A 24,737-nucleotide genomic window follows, 5' to 3' on the forward strand; every position below is an offset into this window, starting at 1 on the left:
TCAATTTCTCCCGCTTCCAAGTGCTACTCAAAAAGCCATAATGCCTCATCTTCACAAAGCGTTTGGGTAAAATATGCAAGGCAAACCGTCTGATGAATTCCTCATTGCTGAGGTGCCATTTCTGCCTAAACTAGCCAACCGTTATAGCCAATACTACCCGATAGAACCGCCTAGAAAACATTTTGAATTTGTTGTCTGAATAGTTAACTTTGACTTGTGAATAATGACAGACAAGTAATTGCTTACAAAAACTATTTCCTCGACTTCTATGAAAGCCAGACAGACAAAGTGCAGGCGAAAATCGAATGGACTTTAAATCTGATTAAAGTCACTCCGAAAGTTCCTGAAAAGTTTTTTAAGCATATGCAAGGAACAAAAGGACTTTACGAGATCCGTGTAGAAGTAGGTAGCAATATATATCGAATATTTTCCTTTTTTGATAAAGGAAATTTAGTCGTTTTAGGAAACGGTTTTCATAAGAAAAGTCAAAAAACACCAAAACAAGAAATCGAAAAGGCACTTAAAATAATGGAGGAATATCAAAATGACAACTAAAAAGAATATCACAACATTAGACGAAATTCTTGACAAAAAATACGGAACAAAAGGAAATCCGAAAAGAGAAGAATGGGAACAACAATTTGAAGCTTTCAGACTTGGTGCATTGCTTGAAGAAGCCCGAACTAAATTGGGAATGACACAAGAACAACTTGCTAAAAAGTGCGGAACCAACAAATCCTATATTTCAAGAATCGAAAATGACGCATCTGATATTAGGCTTTCTACTTTAATGAAAATCATTCAGAAAGGTTTAGGCGGACATTTAAAATTGACTCTTCAGGTTTAACAAAAAAACAGTACTGGCTATAACCACAGGTTTGCAAAATTGCGAGCGAAGTGCGCTCACTTCCTTCACTTCTTTTTATTTAGTTTTGTGGGGTGCGACAAAGGTTCTGCAAGCAATTTCGCAATTTCTCAAACCCGCCAATTGTTAGGTGTCATACTTACCGACAGCAAGGATATTACTGATTGGAAATATTTTCGTAAATTAACGCAATGAAAAATAAGCAGGAAATACAATTGGATTTTGTGCTTGACAAACTTACCAATTCCATCCAAAACACTATTTCTGGCGACAGTTTCCAAACGGAAGTTGCAAGATTTACATTAAAGGACAGCAAAAGTATTACAGTTAAAAATGGCTGGAATTTCAATTGGAAAGCCGAACTGAAAGATGATCCTAAAGAAGTACAAACTGACAATAACCAATAATTTGGATATAGTTCAAGGTTTATTAAGTATCACAAAAGAAGCCGACCATGTTTTTATGAACCTTTTGGAAAATGCGCCTTTTAATATTGGACGAAATAAGCTCTATGAAGGCGTAGCAGGTAATTTAGTTGCATTCGCTTGCAAACTTTCATTTCAATATGGTTTTGACGGTTTTGTTGCTTTTACAGCAAAAAAAATTGATAAATCATTATGAAGAATCATTAGGAGCATACCATTTTGGCGGACACAGAATAATTCCGACCGAATCAGCAAAATTACTAGTTGAAAAATATTTTAAAACTTAAGATTATGGGATTTATAAGAGAACCAAAAGGGGTTGACTTTATTATTCAAAGCGAACCTTTAACAGAAAAAGAAAAAAAAGAAATTAGCCAGTTTATTTTAGACTATAAATTGAAGAAGTCAAAAACAGAACCGAAAAAAGTTAAAAATGATTGTGATAAACAGCTTTCATAAAAAGTACGAACCTAATTGTCTGGAGAGTTAAGCGAAAGAGTCTCTTCAGATTTAATAATGAAATTGAGTCTCTAGACTATTTAACAAATGTTTTTATTAGAAAAGCTTAAAATTCAAAGATATTCAAACCTCATAATATGAAAACAAAAACAGATATATTTCTTGAACTTTGGATAGAAGCCAGAACAAGATTTACCAATCAGTTAGCAAATATTACTGCTGCAGATTTGGAGAAAAAACTTTTACCTTCCCAAAATAGTATTGGTTTTTTAATGAGGCATATTGGTGATGTTGAATTGCTTTTTGCTAAAAATGTATTTGGCGATAGTACGGTTAAAGTAACTGCTAAAACTGTTATTGATAAATATGATACTGGCGAATGGACTAATCTGGAAGAACTAAAAGCTTATGTATCTAAATCATTTGAAACTTTACAAACGATAGTTGAAAAACAAAAAGACGAAGATTGGGAAACCGTTATAACTACTAAAGAATTTGGAGCTAAAACAAAAGCAGAAGCATTTGGTAGAATTGTATCACATACTGCATACCACGCAGGTCAATTGGCTCTTATTCAAAAATATTGCTGAGCTATTGAAAAAAACAACTGTTTAGAGAGTTAAGCGAAAGTATTTCTTCAAATTAAGAAATGATGTCTTGTCTTAAAATAAGAGATGATTTCAGTTAAGCTCCCCATGGTCTGTGTCCTCAAAAAAACTAAATGTTAGTATAACATTTCGGCCTTCAAAGGTACAGTTCGAGTTTGTACAATTACAATAACGCTTAAACGAAAATCATCTCTATACTAAATCTTCGCATTCTTTAACCTCAAAGAATTTGCAATAACAGATACAGAACTGAAACTCATAGCTAAAGCGGCAATCATCGGCGAAAGCAACATTCCAAAAACAGGATACAAAGCACCAGCAGCTATTGGAATACCAATAATATTATAGCCTAGGGCAAAAACTAAGTTTTCTTTTATGTTGCGCATTACATGGTGACTTAAACTTTTAGCTTTTGCAATACCATTTAAATCGCCTTTTACTAAAGTTATAGCAGCACTTTCAATAGCTACATCAGTCCCGGTACCCATTGCAATGCCAATATCAGCTTGCGATAGGGCAGGAGCATCATTAATTCCATCGCCAGCCATGGCTACTTTTTTACCTTCGGCTTGTAAAATCTTAATTTCTTCTAATTTATGCTGAGGTAGCATTTGTGCTTTATAGCCATCTAAATTTAAAGTCTCACTTACAGCTTTTGCGGTAGCTTCATTATCGCCAGTAAACATCATTACTTTTATGCCTTCTTTTTGTAGTTGCTGTATAGCTGCTTTGCTAGTTGTTTTAATTTTATCGCTAATTACTACATAACCTACAACCTTTTTATTAATGGCCATGTAAGAAACAGTTTTGCCTTTTTGTTGTGCTGTATTTACTTCTTTTGAAATGTCTTGAGGAATTTCTGCATCAATTTGTTCCATTAAACTTTGGTTGCCTAAAGCCAGTTGCAATTGCTCTAAATCGCCAATTACGCCTTTTCCTGTAATGGCTTCAAATTTTTGTACAGCTTTAAAATCTATGTTTTTTTCTTTGGCATAATTTAATGTTGCTTGTGCTAAAGGATGTTCGCTTTGTGCATTTAAAGCTGCAATTTGAGCTGTTAAATCATTTTCGGTATATTCTTGAGAATGGCTTTTAATTTCTTCTACAGATGGTTTTCCTTCGGTAATGGTGCCGGTTTTGTCTATAATTAGCACATCTATTTTATTCATTTTTTCTAAAGCTTCGGCATTCTTTATGAGGATGCCATTTTTTGCACCTTTACCAACGCCAACCATAACGGCCATTGGTGTTGCCAAACCTAAAGCACATGGACAGGCAATAATTAATACCGCAAGGGCATTAACCATGGCATAAACATAAGCAGGGTTAGGACCATAAATTGCCCAAACAATAAAAGTAACTACCGATACCATTACCACAATTGGCACAAAATAGCCTGAGATTTTATCAGCCATTTTTTGAATGGGTGCTTTAGATCTGCTTGCAGTTTCTACCATTTGTATAATTTGAGCCAATAATGTTTCTGACCCAATTTTATCGGTACGCATAATAAAAGATTTATTGCCGTTTATAGTTCCTGCAATAACTTTATCGCCTACTTTTTTAGTTACCGGAATAGGTTCGCCAGAGATCATTGCCTCATCAATGGTGCTTTCTCCTTCATGTATGGTGCCATCAACTGGAATTTTTTCTCCGGGTTTAACCCTCAATAAATCTCCTTTTAAGATAGCATCAATAGCCACTTCTTGTTCTTTACCGTCAGTAATTTTAATGGCTTTATTTGGCGCTAGTTTTAATAATTCTTTAATAGCACTATTGGTTTTGCCATGCGCCCTCGCTTCTAATACTTGGCCCAATAAAACCAAGGTTAATATCACTGTTGCTGCCTCAAAATATACATAAACAGTACCTAAATGGGTTTTAAATTGATCAGGAAAAATATCGGGAACAAGCAAAGCAAAAACACTAAATAGCCATGCTACACCAGCACCAATACCAATTAGGGTAAACATATTTAAATTCCAACTTAAAATAGAACGCCATGCTCTTTCAAAAAATAGCCAGCAAGTGTAAAAAACTACAGGTATAGAAAGTGCAAATTGTACCCAGTTCCAATAATTTAAATCCATTATTTGGTATAGTGGATTATTTGGAATCATTTCCGACATGGCAATGATGAAGATGGGTAAGGTAAATGCTACCGATATTTTGAGCTTTCTAATTAGCTTTTTTAGGGTGATGTCTTCTTCATCAGCTTCTGGCTCCATTGGTACTAAATCCATTCCGCAAATTGGGCAATCTCCAAGTTGGTCTTTAATAACTTCAGGATGCATTGGGCAAGTGTATTTTGCTTGTTTGTTTACCGTTGTTGAGGGTACTAGATCCATTCCGCATACTGGGCAGTCACCAGGTTTGATGTAAGTTTTATCGCCTTCGCAATGCATGGGGCAATAATAGGTTGCGCCTTTAATTGCAACGGCGGGCTTTTTTGGTGCCGCCGCCTGATTATTGTTTCCACAGCAAGACATTGTACGGATGGTGTAATTTCCTTTTGCGCTCAATACATCTTGTAAATGAGTTAAGGAAATACTTTCTTCCATTTCAATGTTTGCTTGTGGCGGATTTAAAGTGACTTCGGCTTTAACACCTTCAATGGTATTTAAGGTGTTTTCTACTTTGGTTCTGCAACCATTGCAGCTCATTCCGTCAACTATATATGTTTGTTTCATGATTTTTAATTAGTTAATATCCTCAAAAAATGAAGTATTTAAAGATTAATTTGATAGTTTCAAACTTAATAAACAAGTAGATACAAAAGTTATACAATAAAGAGTTTATGTTGTATAATTTGTTTTTTGACTTTAAATTTAGAAAGGCTTAAGCGATATTAAAACCCAAAAAATTCTAGAATATTATGAATGAAATTAGCTAATACATTGTTAGCAACACAGGCTTTACATTTGCTAAAAATGAATAAACAGTCAATAAAATCTGTAAAGAGGTGAAATAGTAAGCCTATTGCAACTATACGTAATGGTTTTTTAAAAAACAGTAAACCTATATAAACCGGAATTATATATAAACTATGCAAAGGATGAAAACCAATACTGCACCTATTGGCTGCAAATATTGGATTTGCGAATAAATGATCAATATCTATTAATAGGGTGCACAACAAAATAAAATAAGCCTTTTTCCATTCTTTTCTGAAAAAAACGTAGGCTATTAAAGCCGGAAATATTAAATGTAAAGTGTAGTGGATTAGGTTTTGCATTCGTGATGCTAATATCGTAACAAATATTAAAATTATTTAACCAATTAATTTGATAGGATTAAGAGCTTGGTTAAAATTTACTTAATATTTTTTTAGGCTTATTTTGGCTACAAAGCTGTAAATCTTTTGGCTAGTGCTAAGCTATTTCTACAAAATTTGCTTTTGTTCGCTTAAAAATAAGCTGATTTATTTATTTGATACAAGCCCTAATTTATTCAAATATTTTTTATTCAAATTGGTTAAGTCATAATTTGGTCTAAATTTTATGATTTTGCACCAAAATTTTGCTGAAAGATTAAAATACTTATCTTAGTAAAATGTACAACAGCAAAGCAATGTCTAAGGTTAAATGTATATCTATCCCAATCCAAGGAGTTAGATTTGCTATTTTAACATTTATTGCTCCATTTATTGGTGTACGTATTGCCGCATTTATTCTTTTCAAAAACAATAAAGACTTTATTATTTAAGCCCCGCTTATTTTTTATTTGGGGCATTTATTTACTCCAAATAAATAATTAATAAAATATTTTATTGTGAAAAATAGTTTTCATTTCGTTTTTTATAAAAATCATATCTTAAATAGTTTAATTGCTATTAGTGGATTATCTTTTTGTAATGTATTTTATATTCTTTCTGCAAATAATAAGGCCTTTATTATCTAAGCCCCATATTTATATATTATGGGGCGGTATAAATTATTAAGGTAATTTATATAGCGTTTTAATAGGTGTAGAACAACACAAATTAAAGCTAAGCAATATTTATTACCCAATTTTTTTAGTAGAAATTAAGATTTATAATTATTACTGTTATGGTAAAAGAGCAAATTATTGTTGGTTTAAGAGAATACCAATTATTAGAAAAGCATTTAAATAGTGCTAATATGTCCAAGTTTAATCATCAAAAATTAGCTGATGAGTTGAAATTGGCCAAAGTTGTTAAATCTGGTGATTTACCAAGCAAGGCAATTGTATTAAATTCAATTGTTGAGATAGAAGATTCAATTGCGAATAAAACCTTTCATTTTCAGGTAGTGATGCCCAATGAAGCTAATATGAAAGAGCGAAAAATTTCTGTGTTTTCACCGATGGGCGCTGCCGTTTTAGGGTATTTAGAAGGTTCTTTTGTAGAGTGGGAAATGCCAAATGGCCTACAAAAATTTAGAATTACAAAGGTAGAACAACCCATTCATTAGGTTCGGGCTTTATTTTAGGAGAAAATCAGGGTGTTAAAATTTGCCCTGATTTTTTTGTTATATGCGCTATAAATAATCGCTTTTTGGTTACGGTTGTTTATATTAAAACATAAAATTAATTTACTTGTTCAAGAATTTTAAATCTCCAAAATATTGCGGTTGATGAAAATCTGGATGAGTTGTTTCAACTTTATTCCAAGTTAGGAAGTGAGGTTTTGTTAATCCATCGCCACATTTATAAAAATTTGCCTTAGCTATTATGCCTTCGAAAGTTTTTATCGGTGTAAACTCAAACAATTCTTTCGGAATAATTAACAATATCTCCCAAGATATCATTCCTTCATTATTTATAGTGGTATCTATGCTGGACTGTGTTTTAATTTTAGCTATTGTTTCGGGTAAGAGTAGTTTTCTTCCATCTCTGCTGCCTCCATAAGCAATTTTAGCGTTCCCAAAACAATTAAACTCTAAATTATAATATTCAACCTCGTTATCAAATGCAATAAACGCTTCTACACAATTATCATTACATATTTTATCATTTGTTTTTCTTACTGATGCACACAGCTCATTTTCTTCCGAAAAAAATTTAATTAATAAATGATTACCCGTATGAGCTATTGTAAAACATGATTTAATATTTGTTCTAAATTCTTCCCAAGATTGGTGTTTAATTGGATTTCTTTCTAAATTATCCATTAATTCAGAAGCTTGTTCAGTTTTAAAATTAGATATATATGGGATAATCATAATTTTAATTTTGTTTTGTGGAGGTTTTCAATGTTTTCATCATTAATAAAGGCGTGTTATAAAATAGAGAATTTAAGTATTTTAAAGGTTATCTCAATATCTTATTGGTTATTGAATTAACTAAACGTAAGACGATTTAAATTTGTGTAATGTTAACAATAAAATGTCAGGCAAATTCTCCTACTGAGCGTAGTCTAAGGATAATGCGATGAGGCTTCCACTCCGCTCAGCCTGACAAATTACTATTAACATTAACATCGCTCTAATTCCTAAATAATCCCCATTCTATTAGAATCTAATTTTAATAGTGTAAAAAGTAAAATTGTAAAACTTAACAAAGAAGAACCTCCATAACTTAAAAAAGGAAGCGGAATACCAATAACAGGCATTAAACCAACCGTCATAGCTATGTTTACAAAAAAGTGGCAAAATATAATACAAGCTACTGCATAGCCATAAACTCTACTAAATGATGATCTCTGCCTTTCGGCTATATGGATAATTCGCATTAATAAAAACATGTACAAAGCAATAACAACAAAACTTCCTACAAAGCCCCACTCTTCGCCAACTGTACAAAAAATAAAGTCGGTGCTTTGTTCTGGCACAAAGTTGAATTTTGTTTGAGTGCCTTGCAAATAGCCTTTCCCCCATAAACCACCAGAGCCTATTGCAATTTTAGATTGATTAACATTGTAACCAGCGCCTCGTGGATCTTTAACTATACCTAAAATTAAATCAATACGCACCTTTTGGTGAGGTTTTAAAATATTGTTATAAACAAAATCTACACTAAAAATAAAAAGCACTGATAAAATAAAACCCGAAATAAATACGGCTATCAAATTTCTGTGTCTGCGGAAATTATAAATAAGCACTGCTAATAAAACTACTAAGCCAATGATGATATAAGTTTCGGGATATAGTAGTGTTAAAATGAACAATAACACCATTGTAAAACCAGCAACAAGATAAATAGGAGATAAGCCTTCTCTGTATAATACAAAAATGAGCGAAATAAATACCAAAGCCGAACCTGCATCGGGCTGTAAAATGATTAAGAATACTGGTAAACCCAAAATGCCTAAAGTGGGCAATAGCGTTTTCCAATCACTCATTTTACTATTCATTACGCTTAAATGCCTTGCTAGCAATAAACTAGTTGCCCATTTGGCAAATTCTGATGGTTGTAGCCTAAAACTCCCAATAGGAATCCATGCTTGGTTACCACCTACATTACGCCCAACAACTAACACAGCAACTAACAAGAGTATGGTTATCCCGTAAAAAACGGGTGAAAACGTAAACATAAACTTGTTATCAAGCAATAAAATTACTACACCAACTATAACAGAAATAATAATAAAAATAAGTTGCTTACCAGAATTACTAGATAAGTTTAGTATAGCCTCATCTTGGTTATAAACAGCAGCATAAATATTAAACCAGCCAATTGTTAAAAGACATAAATAAATGAGAATAGTTAGAAAATCTACGTTAAAGAAAAAATTCCTGCTTTGATTATTCATTTACTAAAAGGATTTTTTATTATCTGGTAAAACTGCAGGCTGTATAATTTTACGCGTACTTTTAGCGGTATCGTTGTTATTTGGCTTTACGTAAATTTTCTTTTGCCCGGGTAATAAATTTGCATTAATTAATCTGTCGGTATAATATTTTGGTCTGCTAATTGAATCGCGTAAATATTTTTCAATCATTAAACTAGCGATAGGAGCGCTCCAAGTTGCTCCGTAACCAGCGTTTTCAACTACCACGGCAATCGCAATTTTAGGATTTATTCTGGGTGCAAAAGCTACAAATACCGAATGATCTTCGCCATGAGGATTTTGAACGGTTCCTGTTTTGCCACAAATCTCTATATTGTTTATTTTAGCATTGTAAGCTGTTCCATTTGGCGCATTTACCACTCGGCTCATCCCTTCAATAACTGCATCAAAATATTTAAGGTCTATGCCAGCAGAATTCTTTTTGGTGTATTCTTCTTTTATGATTTTTTTCTCGCCAATGGCTTTTATTAAATGTGGTTTATAATAAAAACCTCTGTTAGCAACAATGGCCATTACGTTTGCCATTTGTACTGGAGTAATTCCTAATTCGCCTTGGCCAATTGATAATGAAATGTTAAAACTTGAGGTCCATTTATCGTTTCTAAAACTTTTAGTATAATATTCAGCAGTTGGTACTAAACCTTTACGTTCTGCAGGTAAATCAATATCTAAAATATGCCCGATGCCAAATTTCATTACCGCGTCTCGCCATTTTGTGTAAGCATTTACAGGCCTCATTCCAGCATGGTCAATCATTCTGGAATAAGTGTAGCCGTAATAAGTATTGCAAGATTCTTCAATAGATTTTTCTAAGTTTATAGTACCATGAACGTGGGTACAACCCATAAAACCTCTTCGGCCGTAACGGTAACCACCTGGGCAATTAAATAAAGTATTCTCATTTATTAAACCCATTTGTTGCGCTACTAAAGCATTCACCACTTTAAATATAGAACCAGGAGGGTATTCTGCCTGAATTGGTCTGATAAACATAGGTTTAAAAGGATCTTTCAGTAATTTCATGTAGTTATTACCACGTTGCCTTCCAACCATCATATTTGGATTGTAACCTGGACTACTTATAGAAGCTAATATTTCGCCAGTTGATGGTTCAATAGCTACCACACTACCAATTTTGTTTTGCATTAGGCTTTCGCCGTACATTTGTAGTTTTTTGTCTAAAGACGATATTAAATTATCTCCGGCAACGGCCACAGTGTCATATTTTCCTTCAAAAAAACTTCCTTGTTCTCTGTTGTGCACATCAACCATAATGTTTCTTACACCACGTTGGCCTCTCAATAAATCTTCGTAAGATTTTTCAATTCCGGTTTTACCGATGTAATCTCCTTGATTATAAAAAACACCGAACTTCTCTATTTCACGGTCGTTAACCTCACCAATGTATCCTAAAAATTGTGCAGCTGTAGAATCAGGGTAAAACCTTACAGATCTGTTTTGTACATAAAAACCGGGGTATTCAAATAATTTTTCTTGAAAAGCGGCGTATGTTAATGCTGATAATTGTTTTTGAAATAATGAAGACCTGTAAAGTGAGTAGTTTTTTGCTTTCTTAAAAGCTTTATCAAAATCGGCTTTAGATATTTTAATCAGTTTACAAAACTCTAAAGTATCCATTTCTTTTACTTGGCCGGGTATAACCATTAAATCGTAAACAGGTTCGTTTTGCACCAATACCTCTCCGTTTCTATCTAAAATAACTCCACGGGCAGGGTAAATCAGTAATTTTCTAAGTACGTTATTATCTGCCGAAAGCTTATAAGAATCGTCAACAACTTGTATATAATAAAGTTTAACCAGTAAAATAATGCTTACAAGTATAAAAAGGCCTTGTATAATATACCTACGTTTAAAAAAACTATTCATTAACGTTGTTTCTTACTATAGAATAACAATTCTGAGATAAAAATTAAAGATAATGTAAATAAAGAACTTATAAATACCCTGCCTAATGTAGCGGGTATTTCAGAAAATCTAAAAACTTCAAAGTTTAGCAAAAAGAAATGATGTATTAATGTTAATAGCAAAGCATAAAAGAAAAACCACCTAAAACCCATAATGCCTAAACTAGGTTCGGGGTCACTATCATAATTGTCTTTTTGTACAGTTACGCTGGTTATTAAAACCCTAACAAATGCAGTAATTGTACAAGCACTTGCATGCAAACCAACGGTATCGCTAAAAACATCAACATTTAAACCTATTAAAAAAGCCAATGTAAAAAGCAACCAGTTTGGGGTTTCAAAAGGTAAAAGTAAAATAAATAAAATGTACAAATAAGGTGTATTTAAACCATAAAACACCATATTTTTAAGCAAGAAAACTTGCACAAACACCAGCAGAATGTAGCGTATTGTGTTTTTTATAAAGCTATTCATTTAAGCTCTCCTTATTTGCAGCCTCTAATTCTTGCTGTTCGTTTTGAAAATTATTTTTAATTACGTAAACATATTGCAACGCATAAAAATTGGTTGAAAGTTTTACAGATATATCTAAAAAACTACCACCACCTTTTACTCCAGATTTTAATACATTTCCTATTAATATTCCTTTTGGAAAAATCACCCCTAAGCCGGAGGTAACTACTTTTGCATTTAATTTTAAATTTAACTGATTGGGAATATCCGTTAAGGTAACTAAAGATGGGTTTTTGCCTTCCCAAATTAGCGGTCCAAAATAAGGTGTACCTTCAATAGAAGATGTAATGCGGGTATCTTCATGCAGTATAGATTGTATAGAGGAGAAATTTTCAGAAACATTCCAAACAATACCCACAACACCGTTAGTGCCAATTACACCCATCCCTTTTTTAATACCTTGCTTTGCACCCCTGTTAATAGTGATGTAATTGTTTCTGGCTGTTATGGTCTTATTTACAACTTCGGCTAAAATGTATTCGTACTTAACTATGTGAATGGTGTCTGTAACGATAGCAGTAACCAAACTATCGTCTAAATAAGAGGATTTTAGGTTTTGCCTAAGCATCATATTCTCACGGGCTAAACTATCATTAACTAAACTCAAATTAAGATATTTATTAACAGTATTCACGTTTTGATAAACAGTTCCTATAATTTGATTAGAGGTATTAAAGGTGCTTGCTCGTTGAAAATCGTTATTTCTGACCAATAATATGAGCGAAATGGTTAAGTAAATGATGAGAAAGAAAAAGGCATTAAACCTACTAATGAACCTCCAAAGATTTAACATAGTTTCTTATAAAAATGATATTAAATTTAGGTTATTATTCAAAAATAGATGACCAAATTTTACTAAGCGCTTAATACCGAAATTTTTAAGATGATGGTGCATTTTATTTTCTCTACTGTGTAACATTTAAATACATTAGATGTAATAAATATCAGCTTTCAAAGATATAGAAAATAGCTAAGAATAGAAAAATGCTTCGTTATGATTGTTCTAGTTTACGTATGTATTAAATTTATTTTGCAGGAATAGCTTTTTTTGCACCTAACAAACCTAAACTCATCACTATACTGGTTGATAAAATTATCAAGAACAATAAACCTGTTTCCACACCATTTATGCGCATTTCTGTAGGTAAATTATAAAACAATAATATGCTAATTAAGCCCCTAGGTGTAATAAATACTGATGGAGTAATAGGCATTTTTGCAACAAACTTGATGTATAGCAGGCGTATTAAATAAATTGCACTTAAAATTAATAAACCATATTGTATAAGGGTGAAATCTTGAAACTGATTTATAACAATTGTAAAACCAAAAATGACAAAGAAAAAAGTACGTATAATAAATGCGCTTTCTGCAGATAGCTGATGTAGCTGAACCAAATCTTTGGAAAGATTAGGGTAAATGAAAAATTTTCTAAAAAATGGAATTCTAATCTCGTCTGAGTTATTTAAAAATAAACCAAAAGCCAATACAATTACTAAAGCAGATAAATGGAAGGTTTGCCCAATAGCATACACCAAAATAAGGATTGATATAATTAAGAAAAACTTAACATGATGACTAATTTTTCCAATCAAATAGAGTAATAATAAACAGGATACTGCTGCAAATAAAATAATTAAAACTAGCTCTATCCCAAGATTTGCAAATGCTGTAAAGTTGTAAGTATCGTTACTAATTGCAAAATTGAAAAGAATAATTCCGGCTATATCAGAGAAAGAAGATTCGTAAATAACAAATTCCCTTTGTTCTTTATTTATGCTACTAACAGACGGTATTGCAATTGCAGAGCTAATTATACTAAACGGAATTGCATTTACAAAGCATAAATAATAAGAATAAAACGTTAACTCGTGAAGTATATAAGTGATTGCAGCAGTGGTAAGTAATAAAATAATTAAAGCAGAAAAAAAGCTTTTTTTAATTAATGTATTTTTATTCTTATCGTACTTTAAATCTAATGCGCCTTCAAAAACAATTAAAATTAAACCAACTGTACCTAAGGTAGGTAGTATTTTTAAAAAGTTAAATGTCTCTATGTCAAAATAAACCACCACTTGTTTTAAGCCAATTCCTAAAAAAAGCAATAGTAAAACAGATGGAACTTTGGTCTTCTTAGAAAACATATCGAACAGGTAAGAAAAAATTACTAGTCCACTAAGTATAATTAAAACAGTATATGTAGTCATAAATTAGAATAAGCTATAATGGCTAAATATAAATGATTTTTATGATTATGAAATATTTATAAGAAAAACTTGCTAAGAATAGCTCAAGTTAATAATTAATGTAATTTTATTTGCAGACATTTAAAGCAGAGTGTTAAACTTTAAATTTAGGGGCATTTTAGGAGTTAATATCCCGAGTATTTTGATAATGTGGTTGTTAGTTGGTTAGTTAGTTAGTTAGTTAGTTAGTTAGTTAGTTAGTTAGTTAGTCTAAAAAACTAACAATCGAACCATCTATCAACTATTAATGTGCCGAAACATATTTTAACCCAACAATCGAACTTACCAAAGTAAATAAGAAGAATATCCGCCAAAAAGTAGCAGGCTCTTTAAATATTAAAATCCCTACAATAACAGAACCAACTGCTCCAATACCTGTCCATACTGCGTAAGCTGTGCCAATTGGAAGCGTTTGTGTAGCTTTTATGAGTAACAACATGCTAATAATTAAACACAACAAAAAACCGCTGTACCATAAATAAACATCGTTACCTGTGCTTTCCTTAGCTTTTCCTAAACACAAAGCAAATGCGGTTTCAAATAAACCTCCAATAATTAATAGTATCCAGTTCATGTTGTTAATTGCTTAAAGTTAGACTAATGGCTGGTACGGTCTATTTATTATTGAAATGATTAGAAGTGCCGTTTCTCCAAACACTGTTAAAATACCGCCAAGTATTTTTATTTGACGCTTCATATATGGTACAGAGCATAGGTTGATAATCTTCCATTATTCCATTCTTTTTATTACCGTAATTGTCAGTTATCGTAGCTTTGTTGGTGTGGTAATTTGAGGGTATTGCTAACCATTCATAAGCAATAAAGACACCCTCAATTGGCATAATTATATTCAAATCACTTATATCAATCGTTGTTAGTTTTTTGCCTTTTTTCACTTCTACTGTAATGTTTTTTTGATTGATAAGAGTTGATGGTTTACCATCAAGAGCTGAATAGATCCGCAAATTAAATTTCGCTGTTTTAATCTCATTTTTTGTTAAAACAGTTATAGATTTTATGAATTGGTAATTGTCATAATCATTAGAATATGGGAAATAACGAGCAAGAAGAAATAATGACCTCATACCACTGCTATGTGCCGAATCATTACCCTTAAAAGTGCCAATATTAATTTGGCGAGTATTTTTACTATTACTAACTTTTACTTCATCTAAAATAAAGCTTTTGGGTTTTAAGTGAGTTTCAGTGGCAAAATCACTGTATTTTATTTTCTTTACTTCATAACCTAAAGCATTAATCATTACAAAGCTTTCAACGTTTTTAGGAGAATTTAAAATAAAAGCTCCTTTTTCATCAGAGTTTATGTTAATATTTTCATCTTCAATATAAACACTAGCAAAAGCTACAGGTTTTTTAGTTACTTCATCAAGAAGTTTATACGTTTTTTGAGCAAATACATTTACTTGAAATAATATTAATATCGCTAAAAGCTTAATTTTCATTTTCATAATTTAAAATTATTTCTTCCCTCATTCAAAATTCCCTCATTCCATCCTTCCCTCATTCAACATTCAAAATTCCCTCATTCTATCCTTCAATCATACAATAATTTTATCCTTCTATCATTCAAAATTAAATTACTCAATAAAAAATGCATCATCACCCTCATTGGCTGTTAAACTCAGTTTAACCACATCTTTACCCGCAATACCTTCCACAGAACCACTAATATGCACCGCATTTAACAATACTTTTTCCAGTTGTTTTTCTCTGGCTTTCCACATGCGTTCCATGGCATTACGTTCACTTTGTATGCTCATTTTCATGCTCATAAAACCTTCGCTAATGGCATTCCATTGGCTCGAGAATTCAGAACTTGTTAAATAATCATACAGCATGTGCATTTTATCACCACGGTTTTCTTGAGATTTTGTTGCAGTAAAAAGTCTAATGATACCATCTCTCAATACAAAAGCAACTGCTTTTAATTCTTCAAAAGAACAAATCCAAACGCCATCTTTTTCGCCAAAGCAATCCATACCTTTTGGGTAACATTGGGTTACAATAACGGCCACATCAGCACCGGTAGCAATTTTATCTTTTTTTAACTTCTCAATCCAATCGCCACCAAAATCTTTAGTACGTTTACTTTCATAAATAATTTTACCGCAAGCCTGTCCGGTTGTATTTCTAATCGTCTGAATACAATCTGCACCTCTAACGCCTTTCCCAACTTCATCAATCAAGTCAAAAGGGAAATTACTTTGTAGCAATTCCTCAACAATGAGCTCTTGCACTTCGCCTTGTAACTGCATGCTTCCTTGCTCGGCTTTGCGTTTCATCTCGTCAACCAGTTTTTTCTGGTCTTCAATCTGCTTTTCGTATTCTTTAAATTTTAATTGGTACTCGGTATCTCTTAACTGACTTTTATCTTGTTCTTGTTTTCTAATTTGTTCAGAGAGGGTGTTTCTTTCTTCCTGCAATTTGCGTTGCATGGCCAATTCTAATTCGGCTTCCTTGTTTTTTAGTTCAGCCTCCTTTTTTAAAAACTCCAATTCTTTTTGGCGGGCAGTTTTTAATTTCTCCTCGTTATCCTTATTGCTGTTTTGCAGCATTTGTAACTGGTTTTCAAAATCAGAACCAATACTTTTTCTCAAAGTATCTTCTAATTGCTTTTGCAATAAAATCTTTTCGTTATCTAGTTTTTTCAGATAAACTTGTTCTTGCTGGGCTTGTTTGGCTAATAATTCTTGTTCTTTTCTCTGAAATTCTAAACGCTCTTTTTGTGCTTCATCTTCTTTCTTTTTCTTAAAATCAGCCATTTGCTTTTGCAAGCCTTTTTTATATTCTTCGGCCATTACCTCTTCAATAGGAAAAGAATGACTGCAATTAGGACACTTTACTGTTGTTGACATAACTTTGGTTGATATTTTAAACGGCTGATATGATGATGATAGAAAAATTATAACTCACCTAAATAAAAATGTTTAGCTCAAATTTAATTCAATTTTGATAGCTAAGAATAGCAAATTTAAGTTTTTAAGATAGAATTTTTAATTTATTTACACTAGCAATTTAATTAGGCATTATGATTGTTTAGTGTGATACAAATTAAAAACAAAAATCATGATAACAGATAAAATTGAAGAAGTAAAAAACACTTTAGAAGAGGTTTTACTTAAAGAAGACATTTACACAAATATTGGTAAAACCGAAAGAATACTTTCAATTGCTAGTGGAACATATATTTTTTTAAAAGGAATTAGAAACGTTTTCTCTAGCCCTTTAATTGCCACCACAGAATTGGTTTTAGGCTTTGGTCTTTTACAAAGAGGAATTAGCGGTTATTGCAGTATTACAGAAAAATTGGAATGTGAGCCACAAGGAAAAGCACCTATTTTAGTGGTTTCAGAAACTGTTTAGAAAAGGTTACTCCAGTTTATTAGAATAACTTTCTTTAATGATAAACCCACGCAATTAATTCATTGTGTGGGTTTATTTTTTTTAATATCTTTTGTGAAATATTAAACATTATATTAAAGATAGGAAGCTTCTTATCATTAACTAAACTACTTAGCCGTAACTTTTTGAGTTAAATTTAATCCGTTTCCACTTATTTTTAGCATATAAATTCCATTTGGTTGAGTCTGCTCTAAGTTAAATTGCAATTGAGAATTTAACGCTGTTACCTTTTTCGCAAGTACTACTTTTCCATTTATATTGTATAAAGCAACATCAAAAACTTTTCCATCATATCCTTTTAAGTTAATCACTAAATTATCTATAAATGGATTCGGATAAACACTGATTAAATCACTCTCTAATTCAAACTTTGCTGATGCAACACCAGATGTAATAGATTTACCATCAAAGTCAAACTGTATTAATCTATAATAGTTGATACCGCTAGCTGCATTTTTATCTATATAATTGTAATTGTTTTCTTGATTAGTAGTTCCATTTCCATCAATTTTAGCAATTGTAGCCCATTTTATACCATCCGTACTTCTTTGTAAATCAAAATATTTATTGTTTAATTCAGAAGTTGTTTTCCAAGAAATACTCATCCCACTTGCTGTTGATTTGGCTAATAAGCTTTTTAAAGAAATTGGTAAAGTTGATGCTGTGGTAAAAGATGCTAACACGGAATTACCTCCTGGGGTGAAGCCGGCTAATTGAAAATAGTAAGTTTTTCCAGGTTCCATATTTTGTGTAGGTAAAAAAACAAGCTCGTGTTCATATTTTCGATTTTCAGTTGAACTTATTGTGTAATTTCCAAAATCATTGTTCACAATAACAGTTCCAGCAGTAAATGTATAATTACTAAAGCTACTATAACCATTTAATTGCTTAGTAGTGGCAGTACCATTAATCACATTTGGATTTGAAGCCGCAATCACAAAAGCATTACTACCACTTGTTTTGGTTAGTGCTGTGAAATTTATTCCATCCACGCTATACTGATAGCTAAATGAATAAGTCATTCCATTATTATTAATATCTAATGGAACGCCAATTTCTGTTCTTAAGCGTAATACTTCATTTTGGGTATTCACTTGTATAGCAGTATTTTCTGCTGCTCGCCATGTTGCAGTAGTTTCGTTTCCATCATCATTGCGCCATCTCCAATTTCCTGAAGAAAAGGTAGCAAATGTTAATTTTGTAATAATTAAAAATAAGAAGGTAAAAAGTAATTGTTTTTTCATGTTTTTTTGAATAATATTAGTGTTAAAAATAAAAGTGAAATTAGAGTAATAAATGCTTTTGGATATTTATTGTAAAAAGTAAAGGATTGATTTTTGAAAATTAAAATATTATGAATTGTAGGAAAATCACTCTTCTCAAATCTCTGTATGTCTCCATTTGCAGAAACCTTTCCGCTGTAACCTAAATTACTGTTAATGGCAATGTCTCTTCTGTTTTCTATTGCTCTTAATCTATTATAATAAAAGTGTTGCTCGGTAATATAGGAATCTTTAAACCACCCATCATTGCTCATATTAATTAAAAACTGAGCTCCAGCTTTAGTTAAATCTGATACATGATGAGCTATTGTTGCTTCATTGCATAAAAAAACACCCAACTTACCTTTCTCAGTATTAATAATTGTATTCCGGGTGCCTTCTTTTACGCTAAACCCGTTATTGACAAACATTTTAGTAATGTGTTTTGAAAATGGTGCTTCAAAAAAGGTGAGGGGGAAATTTTTGTCATACTTTCCTATCACCTCATTATTGTGGTGAATAGCATATACACTGTTATATACGGTGTTAGAATTATAAGCTGTATTCATACCTATAATTGTAGTTGTTTTGTGAAAAGAACCTTTTAGAAGAACATTTAAAAAATCGTCGTTTTTTTTATAGGTCCAGGGAACCAGAGATTCCGTCCAAACATTAAAATCTGACCGATTTAGAGCAGCTTGTTGGTTAAGTGTGAATATATTTCCTACAATTTCATTACCTCCCAACTCCCAATTTGTCTTTGGGTTGATGTTTGCGTTCAATAAACTAATTTTGATTGGATCTGTATTTTTGTCTGAAGCAATGATATGTGCTAAATAATTACTGATAAAAAATGATCCAATAATTAAAGATGCGATAGCAAAATTTTCCGTTCTTTTGATACAAAGCGCAATACTTCCGTTTATTAGAATGATAAAGAATGTTAGAAAATAAATACCACCAAATTCTGCTAACTGAACGGTATAGGCGCTACCTAAAAAAGGATTACCAAAGTGAAAATTATACCAAGGCAAGGTTTTAAAAGCAATATCGCACAAAAACTCAAAAAAAGTAAAAATTGATGATAATAGGATGATGCCTTTCCAACTATATATTCCGTTTGATAATTTATGTACAATAAAAAAAAGGGATGTAAAAAATGAAACAAACAAAATTGTCGAAAAAAGATTGGCGAAAATGCCATAATAAATACTTCCGGTGAATGTGGACGAAGAAAAAGGCATCCAATAAAAAAGAAATATAAAATGAACAGAACTAAACAAGCTTGCACTAATTATAACTTGTTTAGTTGTTACCTTATTTAAAGAAATAAGAAGAGGAGCTAAGCATACCATCCCCAAAATAGGGATGGTATAAAATACAGATATAACCAAACCTATAGCAGATAAAATTGCTAATATGGCATGATGAAATTTGAGGGTCATAAAAAGTAGCTGTATTAATCTGCAAAACTATATCTTTCAAATTATCTCAAATAGTTTAACTTGTACCCGTTTACATCGGAGACATTGTTGTTCTTATTTTATCTCCTCTATATAAGCTTTAGGACTCACTCCTTCATGTTTTTGGAAAATTTTATAAAAGCCGCTTCTAGACTTAAAACCAGCTTGAAAAGCCAAACCTTCAATAGTTAAATTTTGTAGATTTTGATTCTTGCTAATTAATTGTTTAAAGTAATTTACACGATATTGGTTTATCCAATCAGAGAAATTTAACTTATGTTTAAGTGATAAAACTTCTTTTATTTTTTTTTGATTTATCCCGATTTTTTTTGAAAACTTTAACAAAGTAATTGTTTTGTCTTTAAATATTTCATCACTTTTAATAAAATTTTCAATAGTAAAAAAAACATCTTCAATATCTCCGCTATCGGTTTGCTCTGCAATATCTTTCTTAATTCTGCTCAGAGTTTCTGGTTTCATGTCTAAAAAGGAGGCTACACATTCAATAGGTAATCTATCAACGTCTCCACTTCTAGAATGTACAAAATTTTCATATCTTTCTTTAGCTTTTCCTACACGTACAATATGCGACCTTTCCTGTGCATCTATATAATAACTTTCATAAACTTTTCTAATCATATAATTAAGTTCAAAAAACCTTTCATACCATCCTAAAAGTATATCTGTATGTACTCCAAGTAAAATTGTGGGTTCTATAGCCACAATAGCTTTTTTTGAAGGCTGCTCACCATATAGTCCAGTTAAGGAACTTAAAAATTCATTTTCAATAGAAATATAAGTAGTTATTTTTTTATGATGATGGTCAGAATATGCCATCATTGCACCTTCTTTTATGAAATACATATATTTACAAACCTCTCCTTGGTGTAAAAGGTGCTGGTCTTTTTTTAGCGATACCGTAATGGCATGTGTTTTAAATTCAGCGGCTAAAGAATCGCTGATGGGGTAGTAGTTTGATAATAAAGTGATAACATGGGCGACGTCCTCGTTAGGAGCGACAAAATAATTTAGATTCATTGAAAAAATTTGCTGCGGTATGTTTTTTTTAAAATTAATTCTAAAAGTAATTAAACTATCTAAAAAAAAATCAATTCAAATTTCAGTAAATAGCAAGTACTTTTATATTTCCTTGATATCAAAAATATGAGGTATTTTTAGGTATTGAAGAAGTGATTTTTGAAATAATTCTTTATAGCGTTTCTGGCATTTATGTTTAAAAAAAAAGAACAAATAAATGACTTTCCTTTGCCTTAGAAGTATAAATTTGCGCTATAACAAAAGTGTATGATAAAGTTTGAGAAATTTGTTTTAGAAAACGGTTTAAGAGTGTTGGTACACGAGGATAATACCACGCCAATGGCTGTTTTAAATATATTGTATGATGTTGGTGCTAGAGATGAGGACCCAGAACAAACAGGTTTTGCTCATTTATTTGAACATTTAATGTTTGGCGGCTCTGTAAATATTCCATCTTATGATGAACCTTTGCAGCGTGTTGGTGGTCAAAATAATGCATTTACTAGTAACGACATGACTAACTATTATATTACCCTGCCAGCCGTAAACTTAGAAACTGCTTTTTGGTTAGAAAGTGATAGAATGTTAAGTTTAGCTTTTTCAGAAAAAAGCTTAGAAGTGCAACGTAATGTAGTTTGTGAAGAGTTTAAACAACGTTACCTAAATCAGCCTTATGGCGATGTTTGGTTGAAATTACGTCCGCTAGTTTATGAAAAACACCCCTACCAATGGGCTACAATTGGGAAAATTTTAAGCCATATTGAAGATGCTAAAATAGAAGATGTAAAAGCTTTTTTTAAGAAACACTACAATCCTCAAAATGCCATAATGGTTGTGGGTGGCGATGTAACTTTAGAAGAGGTGAAAAAGTTGTGCGATAAATGGTTTGCACCAATTGCTGCAGGAGAAAAGTATGAGCGTAATTTACCCAAAGAACCTATACAAACAGCAGAAAGAAAATTAACAGTAAATGCCGACGTACCATCTAGCGCTATTTACAAAGTGTTTAAAATGCCCGGTAAAATGGAAGAAGGTTATGCCGCTTGCGATTTAATTTCCGATGTTTTATCGCAAGGAAAATCTTCTCGGTTGTACAGAAATTTAGTAAAAGAAAATCAAGTTTTTTCTGATATTAAGGCTTATAATTTTGGTAGCATAGATACTGGAATGTTTGTGATAGAGGGAAGATTATCACCAGAAATTGACATGGATACCGCAGATGAATTGATTTGGCAAGAGCTGAAGCAATTATGTGATTTAGCCATTAGCGAAGATGAATTAACCAAGGTTAAAAACAAATACGAATCGGCAAAAGCATTTGAACAAACTAGTTTATTGGATAAAGCCATGAATTTAGCTTTTTACGAACTTTTTGGAGATGCCAATTTAGCCAATACAGATTTAGAGAATTATTTAGCCGTTAGCACAGCCGATATTCAAAATTACGCTCAACAAATTTTCAAGAAAGAAGCTGCAAGTACCTTATTTTATAAAGCCAATTAGCATGTTAGACAGAACCATAGCCCCAAACTTTAAACAAATAGAAGATGTTAAGTTTGTAAAAGCAGCAGCACATTACCTCAAAAATAATATCCCTGTTTACATCATTAACGCCGGCGACCAAGATTTGGTAAGTGTTGAATTTATTTTTCAAAATATTAGTTGGGATACAGAAAAACCTTTACTACCTCGCATTACAAACAGTTTGTTAACCGAAGGAACAAGTACGCTTACGGCAGCTCAAATTGCAGATAACATAGATTATTATGGTGCTTATTACCAAACAGCTTATAGTAACGATAAATCCTCTTTAACTTTATTCTCTTTAAATAAAAACTTAGCTAACACTTTACCAATTATTAAAGAATTATTGGTTGATGCCATTTTTCCGGATAACGAATTACAGACTTTTTTACGTAATGAAATTCAGCATTTAAAAATAAACCTCGAAAAAAATGCAGTGATAGCTCGCAGAGAATTTAACAAAGCGTTGTTTGGCAATAGCGCTTATGGTTATGCTTCTGTTGAAGAAGATTACCAAAACGTAAATAGAGAAGATTTATTAGCGCATTACAAAACAGTTTATCAGCCTGCAAACTGTACCATTATTATTTCTGGTAAAGTTGAGGAAAACACCATTGCCATTTTAGAAGCTTTATTTGGAAATTGGGAATCTGATGCGGTTTTACCTGCTTTTAATGTTGCTTTAAAACCAACCGCAGATAAATTGGTTTACACCGAGAAAAAAGATGCTTTGCAATCCGCCATCCGTATTGGCATTCCCACCATAAACCGCACCCATCAAGATTTTATTAGTTTACAAATTTTAAACACCATTTTGGGCGGTTATTTTGGCAGCCGTTTAATGGCTAATATTCGTGAAGATAAGGGCTATACTTACGGAATTGGTTCTGGCGTAGCAACATTACAACATGCTGGCTATTTCTTTATCAGTACAGAAGTTGGGGTTGATGTTACCAAAAGTACATTAGAAGAAATAGAGAAAGAGGTTAACCTTTTAAAAACAGAATTGGTAGCAGAAGACGAATTGCAATTGGTAAAAAATTATTTAATGGGCAGCCTTTTAGGTAGTTTAGAAAATGCTTTCTCACACGCAGAAAAGTTTAAAAACCTTCATTTTTACGGTTTAGGTTACGATTATTATGAGCGTTATATTAAAACTGTAAAAAGTATAACGCCAAAAGAATTAATGACTTTAGCCAATAAATATTGGAACTATAATGAATTTTATAAAATTATAGTAGGGAAAATGTAGTTTGTTTTGGGCGTTTACTGCCTGCGGCAGGCAGTAAACGCTATCCACTACCTGCCTGTCGCTAATAAAGGTATCTTTTTTTGTCCTCCTGAGCGAAGTCGAAGGAAAAAAAAATGTCGTTTCTATCGTTAACGCAAATACCTAATTACGCTATCCCAATTTCACCAATTTCCTTCATCAATCTGTTTGTTTCAGAAAGTGCAACAATAATTTTTTGATAATGTAAAATATCGTCAAATTCTAATGTTCTTTTTTTACGGTCTTTATCTCCAATATCTTTAGCTTCTATAAAACCAACCGGAATATTTTTTTTAGTCAGAATATTATCAGGAGCACCGCAACATTGTCTTTTAGGTTTGTTAGTTGTGCTAACGTTTAGGACTAAACTCTCTATAAGTTGCTGTAAATCTCCTCTAAAAGTATGTTCGGTAGCGTTTCCAAGTTGGTATCGTTTATTAATGTCATCAATATATTGGGCTAACGTCATTGGTATTGATGTAAATTTTTATTTTTCTAAGATAGTTTTTTATGTTTATTGAAGAAAAAAGAATGTTTAGAAAAGCTTCTGATTTGAAAACAGTTTTGAGGCTTTTATTTTGCGTTAATAATTGAAGCGGTACCTGATGTCATTAATTTTAGACATTCGTCATGTCGAACGATAGAGAGACATCTCACAAAAAGGTGTCAGACGCTATATGTAGAGAACTTGCTAATGAGATGTCTCTCCGCCAGCCGGAGGATCGACATGACGTGGTGAATAGAAAAGTCCATTAACTTAATTAAATTGAAGCGGTATTCTTTTTTCTTTTTAAGAAAAAAAGATTTATCCGCCAGCTGGTGGAGTTAAAACGCTAAAATAATTTTTATTAAACAATTATTCTAAACTATTTGTGAATACTTTTAAAAGATGGAATATGTTACATATCTGTCCGAACAATTTCCGATTTCGTAAAACGGAATTATTAACTAATTGATTTACAGTT

26 protein-coding genes and 1 pseudogene are annotated in these 24,737 nt (G+C 32.0%); 11 read left to right on the forward strand and 16 right to left on the reverse strand.

Going from position 1 to position 24,737, the window contains the following annotated elements; translation table 11 throughout:
- A pseudogene (locus tag ACFSSE_RS12540) lies at window positions 1–112 on the reverse strand (transposase); the annotation flags it as partial.
- Window positions 113–216: 104 nt separating this feature from the next.
- On the opposite strand from ACFSSE_RS12540, the gene ACFSSE_RS12545 reads away from it, so the two are divergent.
- The 6 genes from ACFSSE_RS12545 to ACFSSE_RS12570 all read left to right on the forward strand — a co-directional run bounded on the left by ACFSSE_RS12545 (window position 217) and on the right by ACFSSE_RS12570 (window position 2,339).
- Window positions 217–555 (forward strand): type II toxin-antitoxin system RelE/ParE family toxin, encoded by a 339-nt coding sequence (locus tag ACFSSE_RS12545; protein WP_379040167.1) that lies wholly within the window; start codon window positions 217–219, stop codon window positions 553–555.
- Window positions 545–847 (forward strand): helix-turn-helix domain-containing protein, encoded by a 303-nt coding sequence (locus ACFSSE_RS12550; RefSeq protein WP_379040166.1) that lies wholly within the window; start codon window positions 545–547, stop codon window positions 845–847. Before ACFSSE_RS12545 ends, ACFSSE_RS12550 begins: the two co-directional genes overlap by 11 nt.
- A gap of 209 nt (window positions 848–1,056) precedes the next feature.
- On the forward strand, window positions 1,057–1,272 hold the full coding sequence (locus tag ACFSSE_RS12555; protein ID WP_379040164.1) for a hypothetical protein: 216 nt from the start codon (window positions 1,057–1,059) through the stop codon (window positions 1,270–1,272).
- A gap of 1 nt (window position 1,273) precedes the next feature.
- Window positions 1,274–1,486 carry a hypothetical protein gene (locus tag ACFSSE_RS12560; RefSeq protein WP_379040163.1) on the forward strand — a complete coding sequence of 71 codons (213 nt, stop codon included), beginning with the start codon at window positions 1,274–1,276 and terminating at the stop codon, window positions 1,484–1,486.
- A gap of 95 nt (window positions 1,487–1,581) precedes the next feature.
- Complete coding sequence (locus ACFSSE_RS12565; protein WP_379040162.1) at window positions 1,582–1,749, forward strand: hypothetical protein; 168 nt, start codon at window positions 1,582–1,584, stop codon at window positions 1,747–1,749.
- A gap of 137 nt (window positions 1,750–1,886) precedes the next feature.
- Window positions 1,887–2,339 (forward strand): DinB family protein, encoded by a 453-nt coding sequence (locus ACFSSE_RS12570; RefSeq protein WP_379040160.1) that lies wholly within the window; start codon window positions 1,887–1,889, stop codon window positions 2,337–2,339.
- 215 nt (window positions 2,340–2,554) lie between these two features.
- On the opposite strand, the gene ACFSSE_RS12575 is transcribed toward ACFSSE_RS12570, so the two are convergent.
- Both ACFSSE_RS12575 and ACFSSE_RS12580 read right to left on the reverse strand, forming a co-directional pair.
- Window positions 2,555–5,047 carry a heavy metal translocating P-type ATPase gene (locus ACFSSE_RS12575; RefSeq protein ID WP_379040159.1) on the reverse strand — a complete coding sequence of 831 codons (2,493 nt, stop codon included), beginning with the start codon at window positions 5,045–5,047 and terminating at the stop codon, window positions 2,555–2,557.
- A gap of 158 nt (window positions 5,048–5,205) precedes the next feature.
- Entirely contained in the window at window positions 5,206–5,592 is a 387-nt protein-coding gene (locus ACFSSE_RS12580) for a DUF6122 family protein (protein WP_379040158.1), read from the reverse strand.
- A gap of 335 nt (window positions 5,593–5,927) precedes the next feature.
- Between ACFSSE_RS12580 and ACFSSE_RS12585 the strand changes: the two genes are divergently transcribed.
- The gene (locus ACFSSE_RS12585) at window positions 5,928–6,062 is read left to right on the forward strand and encodes a hypothetical protein (RefSeq protein ID WP_379100947.1); all 135 of its coding nucleotides are present in this window, start codon (window positions 5,928–5,930) and stop codon (window positions 6,060–6,062) included.
- Between the two features lie 344 nt (window positions 6,063–6,406).
- A complete protein-coding gene (locus tag ACFSSE_RS12590) occupies window positions 6,407–6,790 on the forward strand; it encodes a GreA/GreB family elongation factor (protein ID WP_379040156.1) in 384 nt (127 codons plus the stop codon).
- A 120-nt stretch (window positions 6,791–6,910) separates the two neighbouring features.
- Here ACFSSE_RS12590 and ACFSSE_RS12595 read toward each other — a convergent pair whose 3' ends face one another.
- From ACFSSE_RS12595 to ACFSSE_RS12635, 9 genes are all read right to left on the reverse strand, one after another.
- A complete protein-coding gene (locus ACFSSE_RS12595) occupies window positions 6,911–7,540 on the reverse strand; it encodes a carbohydrate-binding family 9-like protein (protein WP_379100950.1) in 630 nt (209 codons plus the stop codon).
- A 269-nt stretch (window positions 7,541–7,809) separates the two neighbouring features.
- The gene (gene rodA, locus ACFSSE_RS12600; RefSeq protein WP_379040154.1) at window positions 7,810–9,069 is read right to left on the reverse strand and encodes a rod shape-determining protein RodA; all 1,260 of its coding nucleotides are present in this window, start codon (window positions 9,067–9,069) and stop codon (window positions 7,810–7,812) included.
- 3 nt (window positions 9,070–9,072) lie between these two features.
- Window positions 9,073–10,995, reverse strand: coding sequence for a penicillin-binding protein 2 (gene mrdA, locus ACFSSE_RS12605; RefSeq protein WP_379040153.1), 1,923 nt, complete (start codon window positions 10,993–10,995; stop codon window positions 9,073–9,075).
- Window positions 10,995–11,507 (reverse strand): rod shape-determining protein MreD, encoded by a 513-nt coding sequence (mreD, locus tag ACFSSE_RS12610; RefSeq protein ID WP_379040151.1) that lies wholly within the window; start codon window positions 11,505–11,507, stop codon window positions 10,995–10,997. The genes mrdA and mreD overlap by 1 nt, the downstream gene beginning before the upstream one ends.
- Window positions 11,500–12,339 carry a rod shape-determining protein MreC gene (gene mreC / locus ACFSSE_RS12615; protein WP_379040150.1) on the reverse strand — a complete coding sequence of 280 codons (840 nt, stop codon included), beginning with the start codon at window positions 12,337–12,339 and terminating at the stop codon, window positions 11,500–11,502. Before mreC ends, mreD begins: the two co-directional genes overlap by 8 nt.
- A 232-nt stretch (window positions 12,340–12,571) precedes the next feature.
- Window positions 12,572–13,753 (reverse strand): sodium:proton antiporter, encoded by a 1,182-nt coding sequence (locus tag ACFSSE_RS12620; RefSeq protein WP_379040149.1) that lies wholly within the window; start codon window positions 13,751–13,753, stop codon window positions 12,572–12,574.
- A gap of 283 nt (window positions 13,754–14,036) precedes the next feature.
- The gene (locus ACFSSE_RS12625; RefSeq protein WP_379040148.1) at window positions 14,037–14,366 is read right to left on the reverse strand and encodes a DMT family transporter; all 330 of its coding nucleotides are present in this window, start codon (window positions 14,364–14,366) and stop codon (window positions 14,037–14,039) included.
- Between the two features lie 40 nt (window positions 14,367–14,406).
- The gene (locus ACFSSE_RS12630) at window positions 14,407–15,255 is read right to left on the reverse strand and encodes a carboxypeptidase-like regulatory domain-containing protein (protein WP_379100953.1); all 849 of its coding nucleotides are present in this window, start codon (window positions 15,253–15,255) and stop codon (window positions 14,407–14,409) included.
- A 135-nt stretch (window positions 15,256–15,390) separates the two neighbouring features.
- Window positions 15,391–16,668: a DUF2130 domain-containing protein gene (locus ACFSSE_RS12635; protein WP_379040145.1), complete on the reverse strand. Its 1,278-nt coding sequence runs from the start codon at window positions 16,666–16,668 to the stop codon at window positions 15,391–15,393.
- A 211-nt stretch (window positions 16,669–16,879) separates the two neighbouring features.
- Here ACFSSE_RS12635 and ACFSSE_RS12640 point away from each other — a divergent pair, with 211 nt between their 5' ends.
- Window positions 16,880–17,176 carry a YgaP family membrane protein gene (locus tag ACFSSE_RS12640; protein WP_379040144.1) on the forward strand — a complete coding sequence of 99 codons (297 nt, stop codon included), beginning with the start codon at window positions 16,880–16,882 and terminating at the stop codon, window positions 17,174–17,176.
- Between the two features lie 146 nt (window positions 17,177–17,322).
- On the opposite strand, the gene ACFSSE_RS12645 is transcribed toward ACFSSE_RS12640, so the two are convergent.
- The 3 genes from ACFSSE_RS12645 to ACFSSE_RS12655 form a co-directional block, all read right to left on the reverse strand.
- A complete protein-coding gene (locus ACFSSE_RS12645) occupies window positions 17,323–18,459 on the reverse strand; it encodes a T9SS type A sorting domain-containing protein (protein WP_379040143.1) in 1,137 nt (378 codons plus the stop codon).
- The gene (gene lnt, locus ACFSSE_RS12650; RefSeq protein WP_379040142.1) at window positions 18,456–19,922 is read right to left on the reverse strand and encodes an apolipoprotein N-acyltransferase; all 1,467 of its coding nucleotides are present in this window, start codon (window positions 19,920–19,922) and stop codon (window positions 18,456–18,458) included. The genes ACFSSE_RS12645 and lnt overlap by 4 nt, the downstream gene beginning before the upstream one ends.
- Before the next feature lie 93 nt (window positions 19,923–20,015).
- Window positions 20,016–20,978, reverse strand: a complete 963-nt coding sequence (locus ACFSSE_RS12655) for a helix-turn-helix domain-containing protein (protein WP_379040141.1) — start codon at window positions 20,976–20,978, stop codon at window positions 20,016–20,018.
- A gap of 267 nt (window positions 20,979–21,245) precedes the next feature.
- On the opposite strand from ACFSSE_RS12655, the gene ACFSSE_RS12660 reads away from it, so the two are divergent.
- Entirely contained in the window at window positions 21,246–22,481 is a 1,236-nt protein-coding gene (locus ACFSSE_RS12660) for a M16 family metallopeptidase (protein WP_379040140.1), read from the forward strand.
- Between the two features lies 1 nt (window position 22,482).
- Window positions 22,483–23,754, forward strand: coding sequence for a M16 family metallopeptidase (locus ACFSSE_RS12665; protein WP_379040139.1), 1,272 nt, complete (start codon window positions 22,483–22,485; stop codon window positions 23,752–23,754).
- Between the two features lie 145 nt (window positions 23,755–23,899).
- Here ACFSSE_RS12665 and ACFSSE_RS12670 read toward each other — a convergent pair whose 3' ends face one another.
- Window positions 23,900–24,241, reverse strand: coding sequence for a hypothetical protein (locus ACFSSE_RS12670; protein WP_379040137.1), 342 nt, complete (start codon window positions 24,239–24,241; stop codon window positions 23,900–23,902).
- Window positions 24,242–24,737 lie beyond the last annotated feature (496 nt).

This window comes from Pedobacter alpinus, assembly GCF_042684645.1.
GTDB classification, from domain to species: domain Bacteria; phylum Bacteroidota; class Bacteroidia; order Sphingobacteriales; family Sphingobacteriaceae; genus Pseudopedobacter; species Pseudopedobacter alpinus.